General features: G+C 66.5%; 20 protein-coding genes and 1 tRNA gene. 5 read left to right on the forward strand and 16 right to left on the reverse strand.

The window, feature by feature from the left end; translation table 11 throughout:
* Positions 1 to 87: 87 nt before the first annotated feature.
* Positions 88 to 1,398: an ArgE/DapE family deacylase gene (locus DQW50_RS16630; RefSeq protein ID WP_241964474.1), complete on the reverse strand. Its 1,311-nt coding sequence runs from the start codon at positions 1,396 to 1,398 to the stop codon at positions 88 to 90.
* 226 nt (positions 1,399 to 1,624) lie between these two features.
* On the opposite strand from DQW50_RS16630, the gene DQW50_RS16635 reads away from it, so the two are divergent.
* A complete protein-coding gene (locus tag DQW50_RS16635) occupies positions 1,625 to 2,923 on the forward strand; it encodes an ArgE/DapE family deacylase (RefSeq protein ID WP_112080381.1) in 1,299 nt (432 codons plus the stop codon).
* A 503-nt stretch (positions 2,924 to 3,426) separates the two neighbouring features.
* Here DQW50_RS16635 and DQW50_RS16640 read toward each other — a convergent pair.
* The 5 genes from DQW50_RS16640 to phoU all read right to left on the reverse strand — a co-directional run bounded on the left by DQW50_RS16640 (position 3,427) and on the right by phoU (position 6,460).
* Complete coding sequence (locus DQW50_RS16640; protein ID WP_112080382.1) at positions 3,427 to 4,206, reverse strand: sulfite exporter TauE/SafE family protein; 780 nt, start codon at positions 4,204 to 4,206, stop codon at positions 3,427 to 3,429.
* Positions 4,207 to 4,394: 188 nt separating this feature from the next.
* On the reverse strand, positions 4,395 to 4,928 hold the full coding sequence (locus DQW50_RS16645; RefSeq protein ID WP_112080383.1) for a cob(I)yrinic acid a,c-diamide adenosyltransferase: 534 nt from the start codon (positions 4,926 to 4,928) through the stop codon (positions 4,395 to 4,397).
* Positions 4,925 to 5,164 carry a glutathione S-transferase N-terminal domain-containing protein gene (locus tag DQW50_RS16650; protein ID WP_112080384.1) on the reverse strand — a complete coding sequence of 80 codons (240 nt, stop codon included), beginning with the start codon at positions 5,162 to 5,164 and terminating at the stop codon, positions 4,925 to 4,927. The genes DQW50_RS16645 and DQW50_RS16650 overlap by 4 nt, the downstream gene beginning before the upstream one ends.
* A gap of 141 nt (positions 5,165 to 5,305) precedes the next feature.
* On the reverse strand, positions 5,306 to 5,701 hold the full coding sequence (locus DQW50_RS16655; protein WP_112080385.1) for a thioesterase family protein: 396 nt from the start codon (positions 5,699 to 5,701) through the stop codon (positions 5,306 to 5,308).
* Positions 5,702 to 5,776: 75 nt separating this feature from the next.
* The gene (gene phoU / locus DQW50_RS16660; RefSeq protein WP_112080386.1) at positions 5,777 to 6,460 is read right to left on the reverse strand and encodes a phosphate signaling complex protein PhoU; all 684 of its coding nucleotides are present in this window, start codon (positions 6,458 to 6,460) and stop codon (positions 5,777 to 5,779) included.
* A 352-nt stretch (positions 6,461 to 6,812) separates the two neighbouring features.
* Here phoU and DQW50_RS16665 point away from each other — a divergent pair, with 352 nt between their 5' ends.
* Positions 6,813 to 8,243, forward strand: coding sequence for an MATE family efflux transporter (locus DQW50_RS16665; protein WP_112080387.1), 1,431 nt, complete (start codon positions 6,813 to 6,815; stop codon positions 8,241 to 8,243).
* Between the two features lie 21 nt (positions 8,244 to 8,264).
* Here the strand turns inward: DQW50_RS16665 and DQW50_RS16670 are convergent, their stop codons facing one another.
* Both DQW50_RS16670 and DQW50_RS16675 read right to left on the reverse strand, forming a co-directional pair.
* On the reverse strand, positions 8,265 to 9,083 hold the full coding sequence (locus DQW50_RS16670; protein ID WP_112080388.1) for a polysaccharide deacetylase family protein: 819 nt from the start codon (positions 9,081 to 9,083) through the stop codon (positions 8,265 to 8,267).
* 132 nt (positions 9,084 to 9,215) lie between these two features.
* Positions 9,216 to 9,369, reverse strand: a tRNA-Met gene (locus DQW50_RS16675).
* Positions 9,370 to 9,652: 283 nt separating this feature from the next.
* On the opposite strand from DQW50_RS16675, the gene DQW50_RS16680 reads away from it, so the two are divergent.
* Positions 9,653 to 10,849, forward strand: a complete 1,197-nt coding sequence (locus DQW50_RS16680; RefSeq protein WP_112080389.1) for a hypothetical protein — start codon at positions 9,653 to 9,655, stop codon at positions 10,847 to 10,849.
* A 66-nt stretch (positions 10,850 to 10,915) separates the two neighbouring features.
* Here the strand turns inward: DQW50_RS16680 and DQW50_RS16685 are convergent, their stop codons facing one another.
* From DQW50_RS16685 to DQW50_RS16720, 8 genes are all read right to left on the reverse strand, one after another.
* Positions 10,916 to 11,383, reverse strand: coding sequence for a hypothetical protein (locus DQW50_RS16685; RefSeq protein ID WP_112080390.1), 468 nt, complete (start codon positions 11,381 to 11,383; stop codon positions 10,916 to 10,918).
* Between the two features lie 89 nt (positions 11,384 to 11,472).
* Positions 11,473 to 12,237: a Nif3-like dinuclear metal center hexameric protein gene (locus tag DQW50_RS16690; RefSeq protein WP_112080391.1), complete on the reverse strand. Its 765-nt coding sequence runs from the start codon at positions 12,235 to 12,237 to the stop codon at positions 11,473 to 11,475.
* Positions 12,238 to 12,274: 37 nt separating this feature from the next.
* The gene (hemA, locus tag DQW50_RS16695) at positions 12,275 to 13,618 is read right to left on the reverse strand and encodes a glutamyl-tRNA reductase (RefSeq protein ID WP_112080392.1); all 1,344 of its coding nucleotides are present in this window, start codon (positions 13,616 to 13,618) and stop codon (positions 12,275 to 12,277) included.
* A complete protein-coding gene (locus DQW50_RS16700) occupies positions 13,615 to 14,277 on the reverse strand; it encodes a bifunctional precorrin-2 dehydrogenase/sirohydrochlorin ferrochelatase (RefSeq protein WP_112080393.1) in 663 nt (220 codons plus the stop codon). The genes hemA and DQW50_RS16700 overlap by 4 nt, the downstream gene beginning before the upstream one ends.
* 25 nt (positions 14,278 to 14,302) lie before the next feature.
* Entirely contained in the window at positions 14,303 to 15,388 is a 1,086-nt protein-coding gene (locus DQW50_RS16705) for an Lrp/AsnC family transcriptional regulator (protein WP_112080394.1), read from the reverse strand.
* Positions 15,389 to 15,454: 66 nt separating this feature from the next.
* Positions 15,455 to 15,922, reverse strand: coding sequence for a hypothetical protein (locus DQW50_RS16710; RefSeq protein ID WP_112080395.1), 468 nt, complete (start codon positions 15,920 to 15,922; stop codon positions 15,455 to 15,457).
* A 9-nt stretch (positions 15,923 to 15,931) separates the two neighbouring features.
* On the reverse strand, positions 15,932 to 16,318 hold the full coding sequence (locus tag DQW50_RS16715) for a 30S ribosomal protein S6e (RefSeq protein ID WP_112080396.1): 387 nt from the start codon (positions 16,316 to 16,318) through the stop codon (positions 15,932 to 15,934).
* A gap of 139 nt (positions 16,319 to 16,457) precedes the next feature.
* Entirely contained in the window at positions 16,458 to 17,180 is a 723-nt protein-coding gene (locus DQW50_RS16720; RefSeq protein ID WP_112080397.1) for a lipoate--protein ligase family protein, read from the reverse strand.
* Positions 17,181 to 17,284: 104 nt separating this feature from the next.
* On the opposite strand from DQW50_RS16720, the gene DQW50_RS16725 reads away from it, so the two are divergent.
* Positions 17,285 to 18,958, forward strand: a complete 1,674-nt coding sequence (locus DQW50_RS16725; protein WP_112080398.1) for a histidine kinase N-terminal 7TM domain-containing protein — start codon at positions 17,285 to 17,287, stop codon at positions 18,956 to 18,958.
* On the forward strand, positions 18,955 to 19,848 hold the full coding sequence (locus tag DQW50_RS16730) for a hypothetical protein (protein ID WP_112080399.1): 894 nt from the start codon (positions 18,955 to 18,957) through the stop codon (positions 19,846 to 19,848). Before DQW50_RS16725 ends, DQW50_RS16730 begins: the two co-directional genes overlap by 4 nt.
* The last annotated feature ends 188 nt before the right edge of the window (positions 19,849 to 20,036 follow it).

Here is a 20,036-nt window from a genome sequence, read left to right on the forward strand (position 1 = left end):
CACTCATCGTCTCCCGACTCACGAGATATCCGATTAATCCTTTGGGTAGCAGAAACGGACCCGTCGTAGGGGCGTCGTGGATCTTACCTACTCATCGACGACGCCACACCAGTCGATAGCAGTGAGTGCGATCGTCTGTGCGGTCTCCACGAGCGAGTCGATCTCGACGTATTCGTCCGCACCGTGAATGTTGTCCCCACGAGGACCGACGCTGGGACAGGGGATGTCGTAGTAGTTGGTGTAGAATCGCTCGTCTAAACCGGCGAGTCCGCCGACCCAATGCCCTTCCCTACCGACGATTTCGGCCGCGTTGCGGCGAGCCAGCTGTGCGATTTCGGCGTCACGATCGACCTCATGTGGCTCGGCACTCCAACCGAACCATTCGACTTCGGGCGGGTGTTCTGAGAGCCACTCATCCGCTTCGACGACTTCTTGAATCGTCTTTTCGATCTGCGTGCGTACCTCGGCACGCGTTTCCCCCGGTGGCCAGCCCATCCGACACTCCAGCGTCGCCTCTGATGGCACCGTGGACGGCCAATCTCCCGATTGGAAAATACCCACATTCAGATTGGTCACGTTCCCTTCTGCCTCGGGGCGCTCATTGACCACCGGCTGAAACGACGTCTGTCGTTGTCGTTCGTCTTCGAGTTCTTCCAGAGCCTCGAAAATTCGTGTGGCTTTCCATGCTGCGTTCACACCTTCATACGCATGTGCGGCATGTGCCGCATACCCTTCGACGGTGATGCGAAAATAGAGAACACCGGCGCTCGCGATACCGATGTTCGGGATCAGGTACGGTTCCGTGATGATTGCGGCGTCGGGCTGATAGCCGCGTTCGAGCGCGGAGAGAACGCCCCCGGTCCCACCGGCCTCCTCGTCGATGGTGGACTGGAGGATCAGGTCTCCCTCCAGCTCGATGTCGAGTTCGTTGAGTACTCTGACGGCATGAATACTGGCGGCGAGACCACCTTTCATGTCACAGGACCCACGCCCGTAGATTCGGTTCTTCTCGACGGTTCCCTCCCACGGATCGTACGTCCACTTGTTTTCGTCGACCGAGACTACGTCGATGTGACCGGAGAGCCCAAGTGACCGCCCTTCGGCGGTGCCTTCGACGACGGCGGCAACGTTCGGTCGGTCCTCATATCCGTACTCATCGTACGTTTTAGTATCGAAATAGCCGGGGTGATCACGGAGCGAAGAGACATCCGGCTCCCAGACATCCGGCTCTAGATTCATCGCCTCGAGTTCGTCGATGACGATACGTTGGCCTCGTTTCTCGTCTCCTCCATCGGTCCGCTGTTCGACGAGGGAAACAACCAGGTCAACCAGCTCGTCTTGACTCTCCGCGATCTTCTCGGTAACCGTGTTCTGTATATCTTTGCTCACGTATACCACACAGAGTCGGTCTCGAATCGAAACGTAAGAAGATACCGTTTATCAACAACTTCGGTTGGGTCTACTGCCGGCGCGATCGAGCGGAAATGAATCAGAGAATATAATATAACTTATATTTCTACCGGAAAATATTGTACCAGATTCAATACACACCCGACAAACGAGATGCTATCCAATATACATCGGTGAAAAATTATATACTACAGGAGATGGCATTGATTTCCGTATGAGATCGGAAGTCTGTGAACGGATCGAAGCGAAGCAGGATCGAATGGTCGACTTTCTCACCGAGTTAGTCGCCGCACGATCGGTATCTGGCACGGAACAACCCGGTCAAGCGGTCGTTCTCGACCGATTTGACGACCTTGATCTTGAGATCGACATGTGGGAACCAACAGCCGAGGAACTTGCGGACCATCCTGGCTACTTCGAGACTGTCACATACGAGGAGTACGGCTACGAAGGACGTGAAAACATCGTCGCGAAACGTGAGGGAAACAGTGACGGTCGATCCTTGACGGTCAGCGGACACATCGACGTCGTTAATCCCGAACCGCTGGACAACTGGACGTACGATCCCTGGGATTCGACGATCGAGGACGGAAAGATGTACGGACGAGGGACCCTAGACATGAAGGGAGGAATCGCTGCCTTCGTCCACGCTTACGAGGTGTTGGAGGAACTTGGGATTGAACTGGAAGGAGACCTGTTTCTCCAGACGACCATCGAAGAAGAAGCGGGAGGGATCGGCGGCGTTCTCTCCGCGCTCGAGCGGGGCTACCAACCCGACGCCGCGATCATCTGTGAACCGTTCGGAATCCCGAATATTGGAATCGCCGGGGCAGGCGTGTCCTACTTCCGAATTACCGTTCCGGGCGAGGCAGCACATACTGCCCGCAAATATGCTGGTGAGAACGCGATCGGCAACGCTACCAAGATTTATCAGGCACTAGAGGAACTCGACACGAAGCGTCGAGAGCGCATCTCCTACTCGCATGCCGTCAACCGAGATCCGCGCGCGGAGGGTAGCGTCACAAACTTGAGTATCAGTGTCGCTGAAGCCGGCGACTGGGTCTCGAAAGTCCCCGGCGAGGCCGTCCTTACTGGTCGAGTCGGTTGGCCGCCGGGTGAGACCAGCGAGGAAGTTCGACAAGAAATTCTGGATACAATTTGGGACGTCGCTAACAACGACGAGTGGATGAGCGAGCACCCACCCGAGATCGAGTGGTTCGGCTGGGATGCCGAACCGCACGAGGTCGATACCGATGAAGCGATCGTCCAACTCGCAACGCAACATGCAGAATCGATAACCGGTGGCGAGACGGCATATGCTGGTGGACTCGGCGGAGTTGATGAGCGCTTCTACAAACTTTACTACGATATTCCGGCCATATCGGTCGGTCCACGCGGTCAGGGTGGACATGCCGCAGACGAGTACGTTGAGATCGATTCACTCGTCGAGACGGCACAGACCCTCGCTCTCACGGCTATGGACTGGTGCGGAACGGATACTGGCTCAGTATAAGAGTGATCACGATGTTTCCCTGATTTCCTTATCGAATCGTTACAAAACAGTACAACAACTGAACATTCAGGGGACTCATCCGGACTGGTCACCGTTTGTGTGGTTATTTTGGGGCGTACACAGGATGGTCAACAGGGGTTTGCAGAACGGCATTATTCTCGGGAGTGGATGCCGGGGTCGAATCGATACTGATGCGTCAAAAGACGGACTCGACCATCCACTGCTGTCCGTCTAATTCGCGATCCAACTGCGCATCGTGCGTGTGATCGTAGACGCGCAAACGCCCGGTGACACGGCAGAGGCCGGATGCCTTCGTTCAGCGGGCGTCCAGCAGAGATCGTTCGTCGTAGCCGTTTTACCGGTATATATCTCTGGTTTTCCGATGCTACGAGAAGTACTTGACGGCCAGTCTGTATGTCGTGAGGAAGTGTGCCGAGCGATGGACATCGAAAGCACCACACGAAACGACTGCTGGCTCTACGCGCGTATGGAGCAGACGTTGGCTACAGCGTAAGATAGGGCCCCACGACGATGAGTACGATTCCTAACACCGTTTTTAATCTCGCAGGGTCAATGAGGTGAGCCACCTTCCATCCGACGACGACGCCTGCGAGTAACGGGAGACCAACTAACGCTACGAGTGGAACCGACACGTTGTCTTGAATGAGGTATCCGGTAGTCGCAAACGTTGCAATGATGATCGATTGTACCTGCGCGACAGCAAGAGCCAACAACATTGGGACCCCGATTAGGATCAGTGCCGGAACCGCGATCACAGGACCCCCAACACCTAATAGACTGCTTATGACTCCGAGAGCGAATCCTAAGACGCCGAGGATGACCTGTCCCTCTCGTCTCGCTACGTTTAGTTGGTACACTGGGCTGAGATCTCGTCGTTCACGATAGATGATTGTGATACCGGTCGACATCGCAACGATACCCAATAGGAGTCCGAAGATCGTTCTCGGGACGAAGGAGTTCACGTATGTACCGATGAGGGCTCCAATGATGCTTGAGAGACTGAGTATGAGCGCCATCATACGTGCTTCTCCGGTTTTCATCTCGCCGGAGTGAACGTATACAGCACTTCCGACGAGACCAGCCGAAATAAACGTGGCATGTGCGGTTCCCGCAACTGTTCCCGACGAAACGGGTGTGAGCGAATATAACGCGATTGTCAGAAAGATACCTCCTGGACCGATCGTCGTAATGCCGATGCCGGAGAGAAAGGCAATCGCCACCAGCAAGATGATGAGTGGGACACCGATGGTAACATCGAGCATTCTATCCAACCAGTTTTTTTGACACGAGATAGTCCCTGTGGACACAATGACGAGGGGACACGAAAATACCCATCTCTGTGCCGGCTATTGGAGATTGTCTGCGATTGCCAGCTCACTACCGTGAGTGGCGATCACGTGTGCGTTCAAGTTCGTGTTTCCGATCGGTTACGAGTCCCGGCCGCATCTGGTCAGTACGACGGCGACTCCTCGGGTTCGCCGTCGCGCGCGTTCGCGACCCGACCGAGCGTGAAGAGCAGGTCCGAGAGCCGGTTGAGGTAGGTGACGACGGTCTCGTTTATCGGTTCGGAGCGAGCGAGGTCGACAGTACGACGCTCAGCGCGGCGGACCACCGTGCGGGCGTGATGAAGCGCCGCGCCCGCCCGCCCGCCGCCGGGGAGCACGAACGATCGTAGCGGCTCCAGTTCATCGTCGAACTCGTCTATCCACGCCTCCAGCGTCTCGACGTGTTCCGACTCGACCGCCGGGTCGTCGGGGGCGGGATTCGGGTTCGCGAGGTCCGCCTGGACCACGTGGAGGTGGTTCTGGACGCTCTCGAGCAGGTCGTCGAGGTCGTCGTGGCCGGTCGGACGGATCGTCCCGAGGAGTGCGTTCGCCTCGTCGACGGTGCCGTACGCCTCGATCCGGTTGCTGGATTTCGATACCCGACTCATATCGCGCAGGTCCGTCTCGCCGTCGTCGCCGCGGCCGGTGTAGATCGTCATGCGAGCGTCCGCTCGACGTACTCGAGGACGTTCGCGCTCTCGGCCATCGTCACCCCGCGCTCGTCGTCGACCAGGACGGGAACCCCGCGCTGGCCGCTCACCCGTTTCACCTCGTCGCGGTCGGAGTGTAACGCATCGACCCACGTCGTCTCGTACTCGATCCCGGCGTCGGCGAGCGCGTCGTGAACCTTCTCACACCACGGACATCCCTCGAGGGCGTACAGTCGGATCGACATGGACGGAACGTGGGCCCGAACGGGCAAGAAGGTGTGTGTTCGGTAGCCGGCCGTCCGGACACGCGGACTGCTCCAGCACGCCGAGGGAGTGTCCGGCTCTCGGAAGCCGTGGGCTCGCCTTTGGAAGCCGTAGACCCGCTTTCAGAGCCCGTGGTACGTCTCGATCGCCTCCCGGTATTCGTCCGGGATCGGGCGGGAGGACCCGTCGTCGTCGACGGCGACCTGGACGGATTCCGCCTCGGCGACGGCCCCGTCTCCGGTCCGGATCTCGTAGGTCATCGGCACGCTCGACCGGCCGAGTTCTGGCACGTCGATCTCGACGGTCACCGCCCCGTCCGCCAGCTCGACGGGCCGTCGGAACTGGATCGACACAGAGGCGAGGACGGTCGCGACCGTCGAGAGGTCGGCCTCGAGGACGTCCCGGAAGTAGTCCGTCCGCGCCTGTTCGAGATACGTCGCGTACACGGCGTTGTTCACGTGTCCCATCGCGTCGATGTCGCGAAACCGAACGGGAATCTCCGTGGTGTACGTGCTCATGTCCGTTTCTCGCCGGGCCGTGGTATGTACGCGTCGGAACCGGCGACCGACCGGAACACGGCGGGTGCTCGAGGTCTAGTACAGCAGTTCGTCGTCGTTCTCGATCATGTACAGCGCACGAGCGGCGATGTTGACCGCGTGGTCGCCCACGCGCTCGAGGTCGCGGATCGTCAACAACAGGCGGGAGACGTTCGCCATCGTCGCCTCCACGTCGTCGACGCTTTCGTCCTCGCCGAGGTGGTCCTGTTCTATCAGGTCCCGCACGACGAGGTCGCTCGCCGCCTCACAGGCCGCGTCGAGGTCGTCGTCCATCTCGGCGACCGCGTGACACCGGTCCGGGTCTGACTCCGCGTAGGCCTTCACCGCGGCGTCGAGCATCTCGAGGGTGTCGTCGCCGATCCGTTGGACGTCGACGTCGGGGAACACCTCGCGTTCGGCCTCGCCGGCGTACTCGCCGAGGTTGGTCGCGAGGTCGGCGATCCGCTCGAGGTCCGTGATGATCTTGAACGAGGCGGCGATGAACCGCAGATCGCCGGCCACCGGCTGTTGGAGCGCGATGAGGTCCGTACACTGCCGTTCCAACTCCAGATAGAGGTCGTTGATCTCGGCGTCGCCCGTGATCACTCGCTCGCCGAGTTCGGCGTCTTGGCGTTCGAGCGCGTCGAGGCCCATTCTGAGCCGATCGGCGACGAGTTCGCTCATGTACAGGACGTCGTCGCGGAGGTTCTCCAGTTTCGTCTGATACTGTTCCCGTGGCATCGTCTCGGTCGAAGACCACGCCGAACGCTTAAAAACACGTCGCCGACTGCGCGACGGCGGACGTGTGGTCGCTCCCGTCCCCGTCGGGACGACCGACGCGCTCCGAATCGACGAAGGGGAACGAAAGTGAGGAGGACGAGAGCGGGGAGGACGAGGTGGGACGAGAGCGGGGAGGACGAGGTGGGACGAGAGCGGGGAGGACGAGGTGGGATGCCGGTGCCGTGTTTCGTGCGGGAACGGGCGCGCGGGAGCGACGCCCGGACGGGTCCGCTCGGCTCGGGTTCCCGTCCGAACTCCGGCAACCGACTCGGGAAGTCGCCAGAGCGAAGTGTCGTCCGCCCGGCTTCCGTCCATGCCGATCCCTCGTGACGATCCGATCGACGCCCTCGGACACCTCCTCGATCGGTGGGGGATCATCGACGCCGAGCGGTTCCGTCCAACGATCGATCTCGCCTGGCCGCGCGTGGTGACGGGCTTCGCGATCATGTCGAAGCAGACCGCCGACCTGGCGATGGTCGGTATCGCCATCGGCACCGCCGGGACGGCCGGGTTGGCGTTCGCGCTCGGCTACTGGAGTATCGTCGTGCTGATCGGGCTCGGGCTGGCCGGCGGGACGGTGAGTCTCGTCTCACAGAACTACGGCGGCGGTCGAACCCGCCGCGCCTCGCGTGTGGTCACCCAGAGTGCCCTGCTCGCGGTCCTGCTGTCGTTGCCGGTTATGGGGGTCTTCGTACTGTTCGCGCCCGAACTGATCGCCGTCCTCGGTGCCGAGCCCGAGTCGCTCGGGTACGGGACCGTCTACCTGTTGTACGTCACGCCCGCCGTGCTGTTCGAGACCCTGAACCTCATCGCCAGCCGGACGTACACCGGCGTGGGCGACACGTTCACCGAGATGGTGGTCCGGGCGGGCGGTGCGGTGCTCAACGTCGTCCTCAGCGCGTTGTTCATCTTCGGGCTCGACATGGGCGTCGCCGGGGTCGCGCTGGGGACGACGCTCTCGACCGGTGCGGTGACCGTCGTTCTCGGCTGGGGGATGGTCGGGCGCTCGTACGGGCGGTTGGGGATGGAGCCGAGCCCGGTTCCAATCTCGGTGTCTCGCCCGATCGTCGATCGGGGGATCGTTCGGCAGTTACTCGAAGTCTCCACGCCCGAGATCGGCCGCCGGCTCGCCCAGGGACTCGTGGTCTTCCCGCTCCTGTGGGTCGCCGCCTCCTTCGGTCCGGTCGTCGTAACCGCCCTCGAGGTCGCACGCCGGGTCCGCGCGATGATAAACAGCGTCAACTGGGGTATGTCGCTGGCGTCGAGCTCGCTCGTGGGCCAGCGTCTCGGCGCCGACGAGGAGGCGGAAGCCGGCGCGTACGGCGCGGAGATCATCCGACTGACGATGCTGATCTACGTGGGCCTCGCGGCCGTCGTGATCCTCTTCGCGTCGCCGCTCGCGGAACTCTTCGTCTCGGGACCCAAGGAGGTCGCTGTGACCACGACGTTCGTCGCCGTTGCCGCCGTGAGCGCCATCGGACTCGGGCTCGACGGCACGGCCTCGGGTGCGCTCGTGGGTGCCGGCGACACCCGGTGGCCATTCGTCGCTTCGCTGGTCGGCCGGTACGGCTTCGCGCTTCCCGCCGCGCTCGTCGGGCTCGTCACGCCGCTCGGTGTGGGCGGGCTCTATCTGGCGTTGATCTTAGAGCCGTTCGTTCCCGGCATCATCAACTACGGCCTGTTCCGGTCCGGCCGCTGGAAGGTCATCAGCCGGCGGTACCGGTCGAGCGCGGGTGACGACTGATCGCTTCCCGGTGCTCCCGTCTCACGTCGAAAACGCCGACACGACGGTCGAGACGTCGGCGAAGTCGGTTTCGGGCATGTCCTTCACGTCGTCGACGAACGCCTCGAGCTCCGCGACGAACGGGGCACGCCCGGCACACTGCGGATGTAACAGCAGCGTCAGGACGCCCTCCTCGACGTGCTCGCGGGTCCACGCCAGCTCCGTCCGCCAGCGGTGGAATACGTCGGGCTCGTGTCCGTAGGAGACGAACTGCGGGTCCGAGGCGACGGGGAAGAGCTGGAGCCAGTCGTCGCGATGCCACGGGACCGGGACCGTCACGATGTCGGTCGGCTCGCCGCGCCGATACGGCTCCCCGGACTCGACGGTGTCCGGTTCGCGGAGGTAGTACGGCCGGAGGTCGCGTTCCGTTCCGCTCGAGTCCCACTCGAAGTCGAACTCCCGAAGTAGGTCGACGGTGTGTTCGGAAAAGCCGCCCGCGGGGTTCCGGAACCCGGTCGGCGTCTCGCCGGTCAACTCCTCGACCGCCTCGATCCCGCGGACGAAGTCGCGCCGTTCGGCCTCCTTCGAGCCGAAGGACGGCAACGGGTCGTGGCTCCAGCCGTGGTGTCCGATCTCGTGGCCGCGGTCGTGGATCTCGCCGGCGGCCTCGGGGAAGCTCTCGATCGTGTGCCCGGGAACGAACCAGGTGGACGGCACGCCGGTCCGGTCGTGGAGGTCCAACAGTCGCGGGACGCAGGTCTCGGCCCCGTAGACCCCCCACGAGCGGTACTCGGGCATCCCGGCGCTCGTCCAGCCGGCGACGGCGTCGAAGTCGTACGTCAGACAGACGGTGTGTGACATATCACCGTGGTTTCCGTCGGAAGGAATAAATCCCCGAGAAGGTCCGGCTCCCGTCCCCGACGGAGGCCGCCGTCGACGGTGTCGGAACGACACGGCCGCTCACGGCGGGAGGACTGTGAGTAATCTGAACTATGGCCGGGGTGGGCTCCGAACCCACGATCTCCGCATGTCCCAGGTCCGAGGCTCGGCGGAGCCACGGGAAGGACGCGGACGCTTCCAAGGCGTCACCGCACCGAATCTCCGAACCCTATGAGTGCGGCGCTATGTCCAGCTAAGCCACCCGGCCTCACTCTCACGTATCGCGATGACACTCTTTAACCTTCCCATCCGTCCGGGGCCTGTGAGAGGCCCACACGGGCGGGCGCGGTATCGGGACGGGTCCACACGGACGGGCGCGGTATCGGGACGGGTCCACACGGACGGGCGCGGTATCGGGACGGTCCACACGGACGGGCGCGGTATCGGGACGGTCCACACGGACGGGCTCGGTATAGGGGTCCACAGGGGCGGATCCACGGACGAGAAACGGACCCCGCGGATTTATGCCCGACGCCCCGGACGTTCGGCGTATGAGCCTTCCGGACCTACTCGCGGGGGCCGCCGGCGACGAGGAGGTCGTCGTGCGGGTGCCGCTCGGAGGCGACGACCTCCTCGCGGTCACGCCCACGCGAACGCTCGTCTACCGCGCCGACGGCCTGCTCTCGGACGAGACGGTCGAGGAGTACGCCCACGACGCCGAGCGGATCGCCGTCTCGACGGGCCGGCGAAAGTCGAAGGTCGTCTTCGGCTACGGCCTCGACGGCGAGGAGACGCTCGCCGTCCCGTCGAAACGTCTCGACGACGTGGTCCACCCCGTGCTCGCCGGGATCCTCTCGGCGCGGGGCGTGACCGACGCCGGCGAGTCGGTCGTCCGCACGTTCCGTTTTTCGGAACTCACGCTCGTCGTCACCGACAACCGGCTGGTGAAACACGTCGGGTCGGCCGTCTGGGACGAGGAGTTCGAGGAGTTCCCCTACGCCGACCTGACCGACCTCGACTTCGAGGAGGGAACCGTCGCGACCGCGGTCGTGCTCGCACACGACGGCCGCACCGAACGGTTCAAAGCCCCCAACGAGTCGGCCCGGGCCGTCCGCGAGAGTCTCGTCGATGCGGTGTGTGCGTTCCACGGCGTCGGGAGCCTCGAGGAGTTCCGCGTCGCCGTCGCCGACGAGGACGGAGACGACGCGACCGAGGAGACGACGGGGGCGACCGACTTCGGCGAAGGCCCCGATCCGCTCTCGGCGTCACCCGCGGCCGACGCGGAGGCGGCGTCCGAGCCGAACACGGAGGTCGAACCGGGAACGGCGGGCGACCCGACGACGGCCTCCGGAACGACCGCGGGATCCGAGGCCGGCGTCCTCCAGGAACCCGACTCCGAGCGTGGCGGTTCCGGCTCCGTCGACCGTCGGGACGACGTCGGCGAGGGCAACTCGGGCGGGGTCGACGGAAGCGATCCGCTCGCCGACGAGTTCGGCACGTCGACGGCGGACGCGACCGACCCGGCGGGGGGCGAGGCGGCCGTGAGCCGACGCGGCACCGAGGCCTCGACGGGGTCGGACGAGGACGGCTTCGAGGGTTCGCCCTTCGAGAGCGCGGGCGTCGAGGATGACGACCTCGCTGACGAGGTCACAGCGCTCCGTCGAACCGTCGAGGCACAGTCGGCGGCGATCGAACGACAGTCGGAACTCCTCGAACGGCTCATCGAGGAGCTTCGACAGGGCCGGTGACGACACGACGTCCGAACGCTCCCAGCGACCGAACGCTCCCAGCGACCGAACGTCACACGGCCGGTCTCATTCGGTCGTCACCGGCTCCTCGAGGACCACCTCGTCGTCGTGGCGGACCTCGACTCGGTCGGGGACCGTCGCCTCGGAGAAGGTGACGGCGATCTCGTAGGGATACAGCTCGGCGACGTCCGGACACTCCACGTCGTCCCACGGGCGATCGTCCCCGATCGTCAGCCGGAACAGGAGCCGGGACGCCGTCAGGTCGGTCTCGACGAGGTCGACGCGATAGCACTCGCGTGCGCCGCCGAGCAACCGCCCCCTGACGGTGAGACGCGGCGGATCGGCGTCGAGCGCGCGATGGAGTTCGCCGGCGTCCAGGTCGCCGGGACCGTCCGGCTCGAACTCCCCGGTGTGCTCGCGTCGGACGGTCACCTCGACGCCCTCGGCGGTCTCGGGTGAGTCCCCCCACGGAGGCGTCGGACAGCCGGCGAGCGGAACGGTCGCCGCGACGGCGAGGAGGGCTCTACGTCGCATGCGGGGGACACGGCGGGAACGGTACAAGTGCCTTGTGTGCGAGCGGGGTGCCGGCGTCGGAACCCGGTTGAGCCCACGACGGGGTCGGCTCAGAGCCCCGTCGGGTGGCTCACGTACGTCGTCTCCAGTCCCCACTCCTCGGCGAGCGACTGGAGCGAGCGGACCCCGAACGTCTCCGTCGCGTAGTGGCCGCCGAGGAAGACGGTGACTCCGGCCTCGCGCGCGTCGTGGTAGACCTGCTGTTTCCCCTCGCCGGTGACGAGCGCGTCGGCGCCCGCGTCGGCTGCCTCGTGGACCCAGTCCGCCCCGGAGCCGGTGACGACCGCGACCCGTTCGATCCGGTCCGGGCCGAACTTGAGCACGCGAGTCCCGTCAGTGCTTCCCTCGAACCCGTCGAGGCGGTCACGGATCGTTTCGGGCGGGAGCGGCTCGCGGGTCTCGCCGCACGTTCCGACCGTGACCGGTCCGAGCGTCCCGAACGGCTCCCGGTTCGCGAGCCCGATCGCGTCGGCGACGCCGACGGCGTTGCCGACTTCCGGATGCCCGTCGAGCGGGAGGTGTGAGACGTACAGCGCGAGGTCGGCGTCGACGAGCGCAGCGATCCGGTCGTAGGTCCGCCCGGTCACGTGGTCGATCCCGCCCCAGGAGATCCCGTGGTGGGTGACGAGGACGTCGGCGCCGGCTGCCGCCGCCTCGTCGATCGTCGCCGTCGCGGCGTCGACCGCGAACGCGACGTGTTCGACCGAACCCGCCTCCGGGCCGACCTGGAGGCCGTTCGCGCTGGCGTCGACGTCGGCGTACGCGTCCGTCTCGAGTCGGTCGTCCAGCCTGTCGACGAAGGTCCGAAGCTCCATGCGCGTCCGTACGGGCTCCGAACGAAAAGCGTTCCCGTCAGTCGTCGAGCTCCTCGGTCACCGAGTCGGGGATCGCGCCGGACGGCGCCCCCGAGGGGTCGGCTGCGGACCCACGCCCCCCCGGCGTCTCCGGGGGCGCGTCGAACTCGGGATCGAACAGGTCGAGCGCCGTCCGGATCGTCTCCCAGTCGTCCTCGCCGGCGGCGTCCCGGAGCGACCGGGTCGGGGCCGCGAGCAGCTGGCCGACCAGCGCGTCCGCCATCGCCCCGACCGTCTCGCGCTGCTCCTCGGTCAGCCCCCCCTGCGTCTCCAGCTTCGTGAGCGCGCGGTCGAGTTCGCGAGCCTTGACCCTGTCCGCGCCGGCGTACATCGCCGAGATGGCGTCGTCGGCGCGCTTCCGCTTGTACGACCGGAGGATCCGGTCGAGCTCCTCGTCGATGATCGACTCGACCTCGCGGGCCTCCGTCTCCCGCCGTTCTCGGGTCTTCCGGGTGACGTGCTCTAAGGCGTCGATGTCGTACAGCGACACGCCCGACAGCTCGCCGGCCTCGGGGTCGACGTCGCGCGGCTGGGCGATGTCGATACAGACGACCCGGTCCGCACCCGAGAAGGCCGTCGGGTCGAGCACCGGATCGGGGCTGCCGGTCGCCGTGATCACGAGGTCGGCCTCGGGAACCACGGTCGGCAGGTCGCTCAGGTGGACGACCGACGACTCGGTGTCCACCTCCTCGGCGACGTACGTCGCGTTCGGCACCGTCCGGTTCGCGACGACGATCTCCGAGACCGCCGTGTCGTCGAGCGTCCGCGCTGCGAGCGTGCCCATCTCGCCGGCCCCGACGACGACCGCGGTGCCGTCGGTCAGGTCGATCTCGCCGGCCGCGAGCCGGACCGCCGCGGAGCCGAGCGAGACGACCCCCTCGTTTATGCCCGTCTCCGTCCGGGCGCGCTCGCCGACGTGAAGCGCCTTGGTTACGGCGTCCTCTAAGACCGGGCCGATCCCGCCGGCCGACCGGGACTCCTCGTAGGCCTCCCGCATCTGGCCGATGATCTGGTCCTCGCCGAGCACGAGCGACTCGAGCCCGGAGGCGACCCGCATCAGGTGTCTCAGGCTCCCTTCGTGGTCGAGCCGGCGAACCGCCGCGCCACGGACCGACGGCGCGAACGACTCGAGCGCCTCCCGACCCTCGACGGTCCGATCGGTGACGACGTACGCCTCGGAGCGGTTACACGTGTGGACGGCGAACGCCTCCTCGACCCCGTCGCGCGCGAGGAGGTCCGAGACCGTTCCCCGGACGCTCTCGCCGCCCGCCGAGTCGATCTCGTCGATCGTCGCGGCGTCGTGGGCGACGCTCACACCCGTGATGGCACCCGGCTCCTTCATCGGTCGACGACCCCTTCGATCACGTTTTCTGCCTCGTTTCGGGCCTTGGATCTCCCCTTTTGTAAAGCCTTCCAAACCCCCTCGGACCGCACGACCCGACGGATGGCCTCCCGACGAGTCGCCGGGTCGACGCCCGCCTCCGAGAGCTCCGCGCGGAGGTCTCCGGAGAGTTCGGCCATCGCGCCTGCCCCCTCGATCTCCGAGCCGATCCGCTCGCGGAGCGCCTTCGAGAGCGCGGGGCTCCGTCCGCCCGTGGAGACCGCCACCCGGACCGGGCCGTCCGCGACGGTCGCCGGGACGACGACGCTCCCCGGATCGCGACCGCCGGCGACGTCGGTTCGGTTCACGAGGATCCCGGCGTCGAGCGCCACAGCCTCCACTGCCGCGTTCACCGCCCGATCGTCGGTCGCGGCGACGACGAGGGCGGGTCCGACGCGGTCGATCCACCCCGGAACCGTCCCCGCGTCCGGGGCGGCACGGACCAGTTCGATCGGGGCGTCGCCCTCGGCGGCGGCCTCGCACAGCCGGTCGTCGAACGCCGGACTGACGACGACGACGCGCGTCTCCTCGGCGAACCCGAGCGCCTTGCGTCTCCCGACCGCCCCGCCACCCACGACGAGGACCGTCTCGTCGGCGAGGTCGTGATACAACGGAATCATCGGATGACCCTCCTGGACACGGATTTCACGCCGTGTTGCTGTCGGCACGCTCGGCGATCCGGATCCCAGTCTTCTTCAAGATCCGCGTCGAGAACAGCGTGTCCCAGTCGTCGGGGCCGACGTCCCAGTACTCGGCCATCACCTCCTTCACCTCCGTGACCCGGCGTTCGCTTTCGGCCTCCGTTCGACCGTGGGTCATCGCGAAGAAGTTGTACTCCCAGACCCCCTCGTGTCGGGGACGCTGGTAGCAGTGGGTGACGAAATCGAGATCGGCCACGGCGGGCCCGACCTCCGCTAAGACCTCCTCGGGGACGTCCCAGACGGTCATCCCGTTCTCCGTGTACCCGAGCGCGTAGTGGTTGGGGATGACGCCGACGCGGCGCACCTTTCCCTCCCGTCGGAACCGCTCTATCGTCTCCATCACCCAGTCGACGTCGGTGTCGAGCGCCGCCGCCACGTCGGCATACGGCGTCTCGGTGATCGGTAGCCCCCCCTGGATCTCGACGACGAGGTCGCGCTCGTCCGGGGTGAGCGTCGACCGACCGGACGGTTCGACGGCGGGAGCCAACCCCGAGAGGTCGACGTCACCGTCGGGCACCGGTCCGTCGACGAGGAACCGCGCGCCGACGTGGAACTCCCGCAGTTTGGGGAGGTTGTACGTCTCCTGGCCGGTGGCCGTCTCGATCTCCGCGAGCACCTCCTCGACCCGATCGTTCCCGTCCTTGTCGGGGTCCGGATGGTCGGCGACGCTCACGACGAACCACATGTTGAGGTGCGGGTGCTCCCGCTCGTAGTTGTGTGCCACCGCGGTGAAGTCGTTGACCGTCTCCGCGATCTCCTCGTAGCGGTCCTCCGGCGCGTGCATCGCGACGAGCGACGCCGCGCCGCCGATCTCCTCGGCGTTGACGAGCGCGCCGAACCGCGAGAGTACGCCCGACTCGTCGAGCTCCCGGACCCGTTCACAGAGCTCGGAGCCGGTGACCGGCAGCCCGTGCTCGCGAAGCGCGGCCGCGGCGGGCTCGAACGGACGGGCGGTCACGGGGAATCCTCCCTGGAACGCGTTGATGATCCCTCGGTCGAGCGCCGTCAGATCCGCGTCGACCTCCTTCATACTCGAGGATCGGGGTCGCGAGAGAATAAGCGATCCGGCACGCGTTCGAAGCGATCCGGCACGCGTTCAGCCGTCGAGGTCCTCGGCGATGTCCGCGAGCGACGACCGGGGCCCGCGGCGGGCGTCGTAGACGGTCCGCTCGCCGGGGATCCGGAGCCCGTACTGGTCGCCGGGGACGACCACGTCGAGGACGACGCTGTCGCCCGGTTTACGGCCGTGTTCGGCGAGCCACTCGGTCAGCCGGTTCTCCCCGTCGCCGGGCGTCCGCGCCAGCCGCCGGGAGTCGAACGCACCGCGGATCGACCGTCCCGTCGTGTCCGCGACGACGCGGGCGTGGTACTCCTCGCGGTCTATCACGACCCGGACCAGGTCCCCGTCCGCGAGCGAGAGCGAGGTACACGACCCCGACTCGACGCGCCCCTCGAGGGCGTCATCGTCCGGGAGGCGGACGCAGGGACGTCGGGTGCCGCCGCTCCGGACCAGGTCGACGCGGACACACGCGACGCTCCCGTCGTCGGAGGGAACGCGAGGCATGAACGGCGATTACTCGTCGTCGTCCTCGAACGCGGCGGCGACGTCGCCCTCGCCGTCGACGACGGAGACGTTGATCTGGGCCACGTCGTCGGCGATCTCGCGACCGCGGACGGTGATACGCTTGCGCTCGCCCTCGCGCGAGGGCTTGAACCCGACGCCGCCCTCCAGGAGCAGTTCCTTCAGGCGGGTCCCGGACACGTCCTCGCGCATCGGGCGACCCGTCTCGTCGGAGCCGCCGGTGATCTCGACGGTGAAATCGGGGAGCCCGACGGCGTCCCCGCCGATCTCGTCGCCCACGTCCCGACCGAGGAACCGGTTCGCGTCCTGTCCGTCGACCTCTCGCTGGAACGTCTCGCCGGTCTCGGGGTCGGCGACGACGACTTTGAATTCGGCCATGGGCGGACCGAGACGCCCGCGAATAAAAAGCACGTCGAAAGCGCGACACGCGGAGCGTCGGAGAAACCATCGTCTCACCCGTCGTCGACGCTTTCGGAGGACGGGCGCCGGTTCCCCGGAGCGATCGGTCCACGACCGGTCACCACGGCTCGGGTCCCACTCGTTCGACTCGCCGAGAGCCACCTGGAGCCCGCTCGACCAGCGCCTGCTCGACCGCGCGAGCGACTCGTCGGGTGTCGTTCGGCCCGCCGGCAGCCTCGACGCTGCCGACCGAACCGGGGTCGAACGGGACGTCGAGGGCGTCGTACACCGACTCGACGACGGTCGCAATCTCGTCCGCGTCGTGCCGCGACACCACGAGACAGCCCGCAACGAGCGCGGCGTCGGCACGGACTCGCTGGGCGATCCCGGCCAGCTTCCCACCCTCGGACCTCCCGCTGGCGGCGACGCGGAGGGAGTGGTCGCCCGGACAGAACGAACTCGGCGGCTCGCCGGGCGAGATCCCGGCCCCACACCCCTCGAGCGCCGAGCGAATCGCGCGGGCGATCGTTGCGTAGCGCGCGTCGATGCTCCCGCCGTCACCGTCTCTCGGGACCGCCAGCGCGAACGCGAGGGAGTCGCCGGTGTGAGCGACCGCCCGGCCGCCGACGTCGCGCCGGATCGGAACGAAGCCTCTCGTTTCGGCGACTCGACGGGCCCGATCGTATCCCGGTTCCCGGACGTCACGCCGACCGAACGCGAGCTGTTTGGGAGGTGCCCAGACCCGAACACCGGGACGTCCGTCGGCCGCCTCGGCGAGAAGCCGGGCCGTGTGCTCGCTGTCGACGCGGGGCGACGCGTCTCGACCCCGGAGCACCCGCATGGTTCTCGGGAGGGGACCGACGGCCAAACGGCTTGCGTCCGAGATCGAACTGGTGCCGGGATGGCGCAAACGTTTTGCCGGTCCTGCGGTTCGTTCCGGTATCGATGAGCGACCCGTCCGCGCTACCGGTTCAGGCGTACCTCCTCGCCTGTCTGCTCTCCGGTGCGATCGGACTCCTGCTCGGTCGCGTCGCGTGGACGGAGCGTGACGAGCCGGGGGGACTCGAGGTCTCGCTTTATCTGGGCAGTGCGGGCGGCCTCGCCGTCCTGTACGCGGTCAGGGTCGCGAGTGCCGACCCGCTCGTGATGATCGGGGCACTCCATGTCGCCACCCCCGTTCTCGCCGCGATGCCGGTGCTCTGGATCGCCTTCGCGTTCGCGTACGCCGGGTGGGACGAGTGGCGGACTGAACGCCGGTTGGTCGGACTTGCGACGCCGGCGTTCTTCTGGGTGCTTCTGGCGTGGTCGAGTCGGACGCACGAACTGGCACGACTGTTCTTCGAACCGGTCGTCGAGGGACCGTTCACGCTCGTCGAGACCGGGATCGGTCCGGCGGGGATCGGCTTCCTCCTGTACGCTTACGGGCTGTACGCCACGGGAATACTCGTGATCGTCGACCTCTACCGTCGGACCGGAAACCGGTACCGGCTCCAGACGTTCGTCGCCCTCCTCGGGACGCTGTTCCCGCTTCTCGCGGGAGTCGCGACGGTCGCCGACTTCGGCAGCTATTCGACCGTCGACTGGACCCCGGCGGCGTTCGTCGTCCATGGCGTGTTCCTGTACGGCGTGGTGTTCTGGCTCGGAACCCTCGATGCCGCGGTCGTCGCGCGGGACACCGCGGTCGAGGTCATGCAGGACCCCGTGATCGTCGCCGGCTCCGACGGACGGATCCGCGATCTCAATCCCGCTGCCCAACGGGTCCTCCCCGACGACGCGGTCGGGGAGTCGCTGTCGACGGCGTTTCCCGGCTTGGAATCCGGCGACGAGCACCCGATCACCATCGACGACCGTCGGTTCGACATCCAGGAGGACCCGATCACGGACCCCCGCGGGACGGACCGGGGTCACGTCTTCCTCCTGCGGGACGTGACGGCACGCGAGCGTCGGCAGGAGGCGTTGGAGCGACGGGAGACACAGCTCGAACGGCAGAACGAGCGGCTCGAGGACTTCGCGGGCGTCGTCAGCCACGACCTCCGGAACCCGCTCGCGGCCGCGACCGCGGCCGTCGAGGTGGCGCGTCACGGCGACGGGGACGACGACGCGCTCGAGCGGGCCGCGGACGCCCACGAACGGATGGACGACCTCATCGAGGGACTCCTCTCGCTCGCGACCGCGGGGAAGACGGTCGACACCGTGGAGCCGGTCTCGATCGATGGGACGGTCCGGACCGTCTGGTCGCGTCTCGAGACCGGATCGGCGACACTCGTCGTCGAAGACGCCGACGAGACGGTGTTGGCCGACGCCGACCGGCTCCGCCAGCTCGTCGCAAACCTGTTCCGGAACAGCGTGGAACACGCCGGCGACGACGTGACCGTCAGCGTCGGGATCGAACGGACGGGCGAACGCGTCACCCTCCGGATCGCCGACGACGGCCCCGGGATCCCGGGCGGCGAACGGGACCGTGTCTTCGAACGCGGCGTCTCGCTCGAGGACGGAACCGGGCTCGGACTCGCGATCGTCGGCGACGTCGCCGAGGCACACGGCTGGTCCGTCCGAGCCGTCGACGGGCCGACCGGGGGTGCGTGCTTCGAGATCGATGGGATCGAGGCCGTGAAATGACGGGGTCCATCCGGCTCCCTTCCGCGATCGTCTCCCGCTACCGTCGGTTCTCGCGATTCAACTCCCCGTACCCGGCACACGACGCGGGGTGCGCGATCGACCTCTACCCGGCGGGCGAAGACGGCATCTCACCGGTCTCCGGCACCGTCCGGGAGACGTACTCCGTCGGTTGCCCGGACCGATCGTATGCTGTGTCGGAGGACCACCTGATCGTCGTCGACCTCGACGAGGAGTGGTGCCGCCGAACGGGAGCGGAGCCGGGAACCGTCGCGCGTATCCTTCACGTGATCCCGGATGTGGATCCGGGTGACCGGGTTACCGTGGGCGACTCGCTCGGACCGATGACGCGCTCCGGCTTCTTCGGCCGTTGGGTCGACGATCACGTCCATCTCGGGTTCCGATCGCCGGGAGCGAACGCGCTTCGGGCGAGCGGGTCGCTCCCGGTCGAGGCGGACGTACGCGTCGCGAGCGTTCCCTGGGACGGTACCGGAACCGTCGTCGAGCGCGGACCGAGCCACGTCGTGTTGGACGCACCGGCCCACCCGGCTCCCGGCGAGCGGTTCGCGGCGATCGCGAGCGACGGGGGCGTCCCCCTCGACGGCGGGCTGGCCCACTACGCGGGCGGAGGCGCGTTCGCACCCGTCGACGCCGACGAAACCGTCTCGCTGTGGGGAACCCGCGTCGGTACTGCGACCGGTCGAGGGATAGCGTGGGAGCCGATCGACGTGACCGTGAACGGAACGCGCGTCACGGGGCTGTCGCTGTTCGCGGCCCGCGACGACGACTACGGCGCGAAGGTCGTCGTCCCCGACCACGAACTCGTGGTCGGCGACACCGTCTCCGTCGGGATCGAGCCGAGCGACGACCCGATCCGACTCGGCGTCGGGTGAAGGTCCGACGGTCGGGGTTCGGTCGACGAGGTTCGACGCTCGGGGCTCGGTTGACGAGGTCCGACGGACGGGGCTTGACGACCGAGAATCGGCCCCGAGGGGCACGGTCTGTTGACTCCGTCCTCCCTTCAGCACGGCTCTGTTGACTCGATGGAAACGCTGCTACCCTAGCAGAGCGTGAAACAAGA

The organism is Halorubrum sp. 48-1-W (assembly GCF_003287355.1).
In the GTDB taxonomy this organism is placed as follows: domain Archaea; phylum Halobacteriota; class Halobacteria; order Halobacteriales; family Haloferacaceae; genus Halorubrum.

Bases quoted from the DNA above. Each gene is read 5' to 3' on its own strand.
- phoU (WP_112080386.1), bottom strand. From the start codon at position 6,460: ATGCCACGGGAACAGTATCAGACGAAACTGGAGAACCTCCGCGACGAC.
- DQW50_RS16710 (WP_112080395.1), bottom strand. From the start codon at position 15,922: ATGCCTCGCGTTCCCTCCGACGACGGGAGCGTCGCGTGTGTCCGCGTC.
- DQW50_RS16635 (WP_112080381.1), top strand. From the start codon at position 1,625: ATGAGATCGGAAGTCTGTGAACGGATCGAAGCGAAGCAGGATCGAATG.
- DQW50_RS16720 (WP_112080397.1), bottom strand. From the start codon at position 17,180: ATGCGGGTGCTCCGGGGTCGAGACGCGTCGCCCCGCGTCGACAGCGAG.
- DQW50_RS16715 (WP_112080396.1), bottom strand. From the start codon at position 16,318: ATGGCCGAATTCAAAGTCGTCGTCGCCGACCCCGAGACCGGCGAGACG.
- DQW50_RS16730 (WP_112080399.1), top strand. From the start codon at position 18,955: ATGACGGGGTCCATCCGGCTCCCTTCCGCGATCGTCTCCCGCTACCGT.
- DQW50_RS16685 (WP_112080390.1), bottom strand. From the start codon at position 11,383: ATGCGACGTAGAGCCCTCCTCGCCGTCGCGGCGACCGTTCCGCTCGCC.
- hemA (WP_112080392.1), bottom strand. From the start codon at position 13,618: ATGAAGGAGCCGGGTGCCATCACGGGTGTGAGCGTCGCCCACGACGCC.
- DQW50_RS16700 (WP_112080393.1), bottom strand. From the start codon at position 14,277: ATGATTCCGTTGTATCACGACCTCGCCGACGAGACGGTCCTCGTCGTG.
- DQW50_RS16655 (WP_112080385.1), bottom strand. From the start codon at position 5,701: ATGAGCACGTACACCACGGAGATTCCCGTTCGGTTTCGCGACATCGAC.
- DQW50_RS16690 (WP_112080391.1), bottom strand. From the start codon at position 12,237: ATGGAGCTTCGGACCTTCGTCGACAGGCTGGACGACCGACTCGAGACG.
- DQW50_RS16645 (WP_112080383.1), bottom strand. From the start codon at position 4,928: ATGACGATCTACACCGGCCGCGGCGACGACGGCGAGACGGACCTGCGC.
- DQW50_RS16725 (WP_112080398.1), top strand. From the start codon at position 17,285: ATGAGCGACCCGTCCGCGCTACCGGTTCAGGCGTACCTCCTCGCCTGT.
- DQW50_RS16665 (WP_112080387.1), top strand. From the start codon at position 6,813: ATGCCGATCCCTCGTGACGATCCGATCGACGCCCTCGGACACCTCCTC.
- DQW50_RS16640 (WP_112080382.1), bottom strand. From the start codon at position 4,206: ATGCTCGATGTTACCATCGGTGTCCCACTCATCATCTTGCTGGTGGCG.
- DQW50_RS16680 (WP_112080389.1), top strand. From the start codon at position 9,653: ATGAGCCTTCCGGACCTACTCGCGGGGGCCGCCGGCGACGAGGAGGTC.
- DQW50_RS16705 (WP_112080394.1), bottom strand. From the start codon at position 15,388: ATGAAGGAGGTCGACGCGGATCTGACGGCGCTCGACCGAGGGATCATC.
- DQW50_RS16650 (WP_112080384.1), bottom strand. From the start codon at position 5,164: ATGTCGATCCGACTGTACGCCCTCGAGGGATGTCCGTGGTGTGAGAAG.
- DQW50_RS16670 (WP_112080388.1), bottom strand. From the start codon at position 9,083: ATGTCACACACCGTCTGTCTGACGTACGACTTCGACGCCGTCGCCGGC.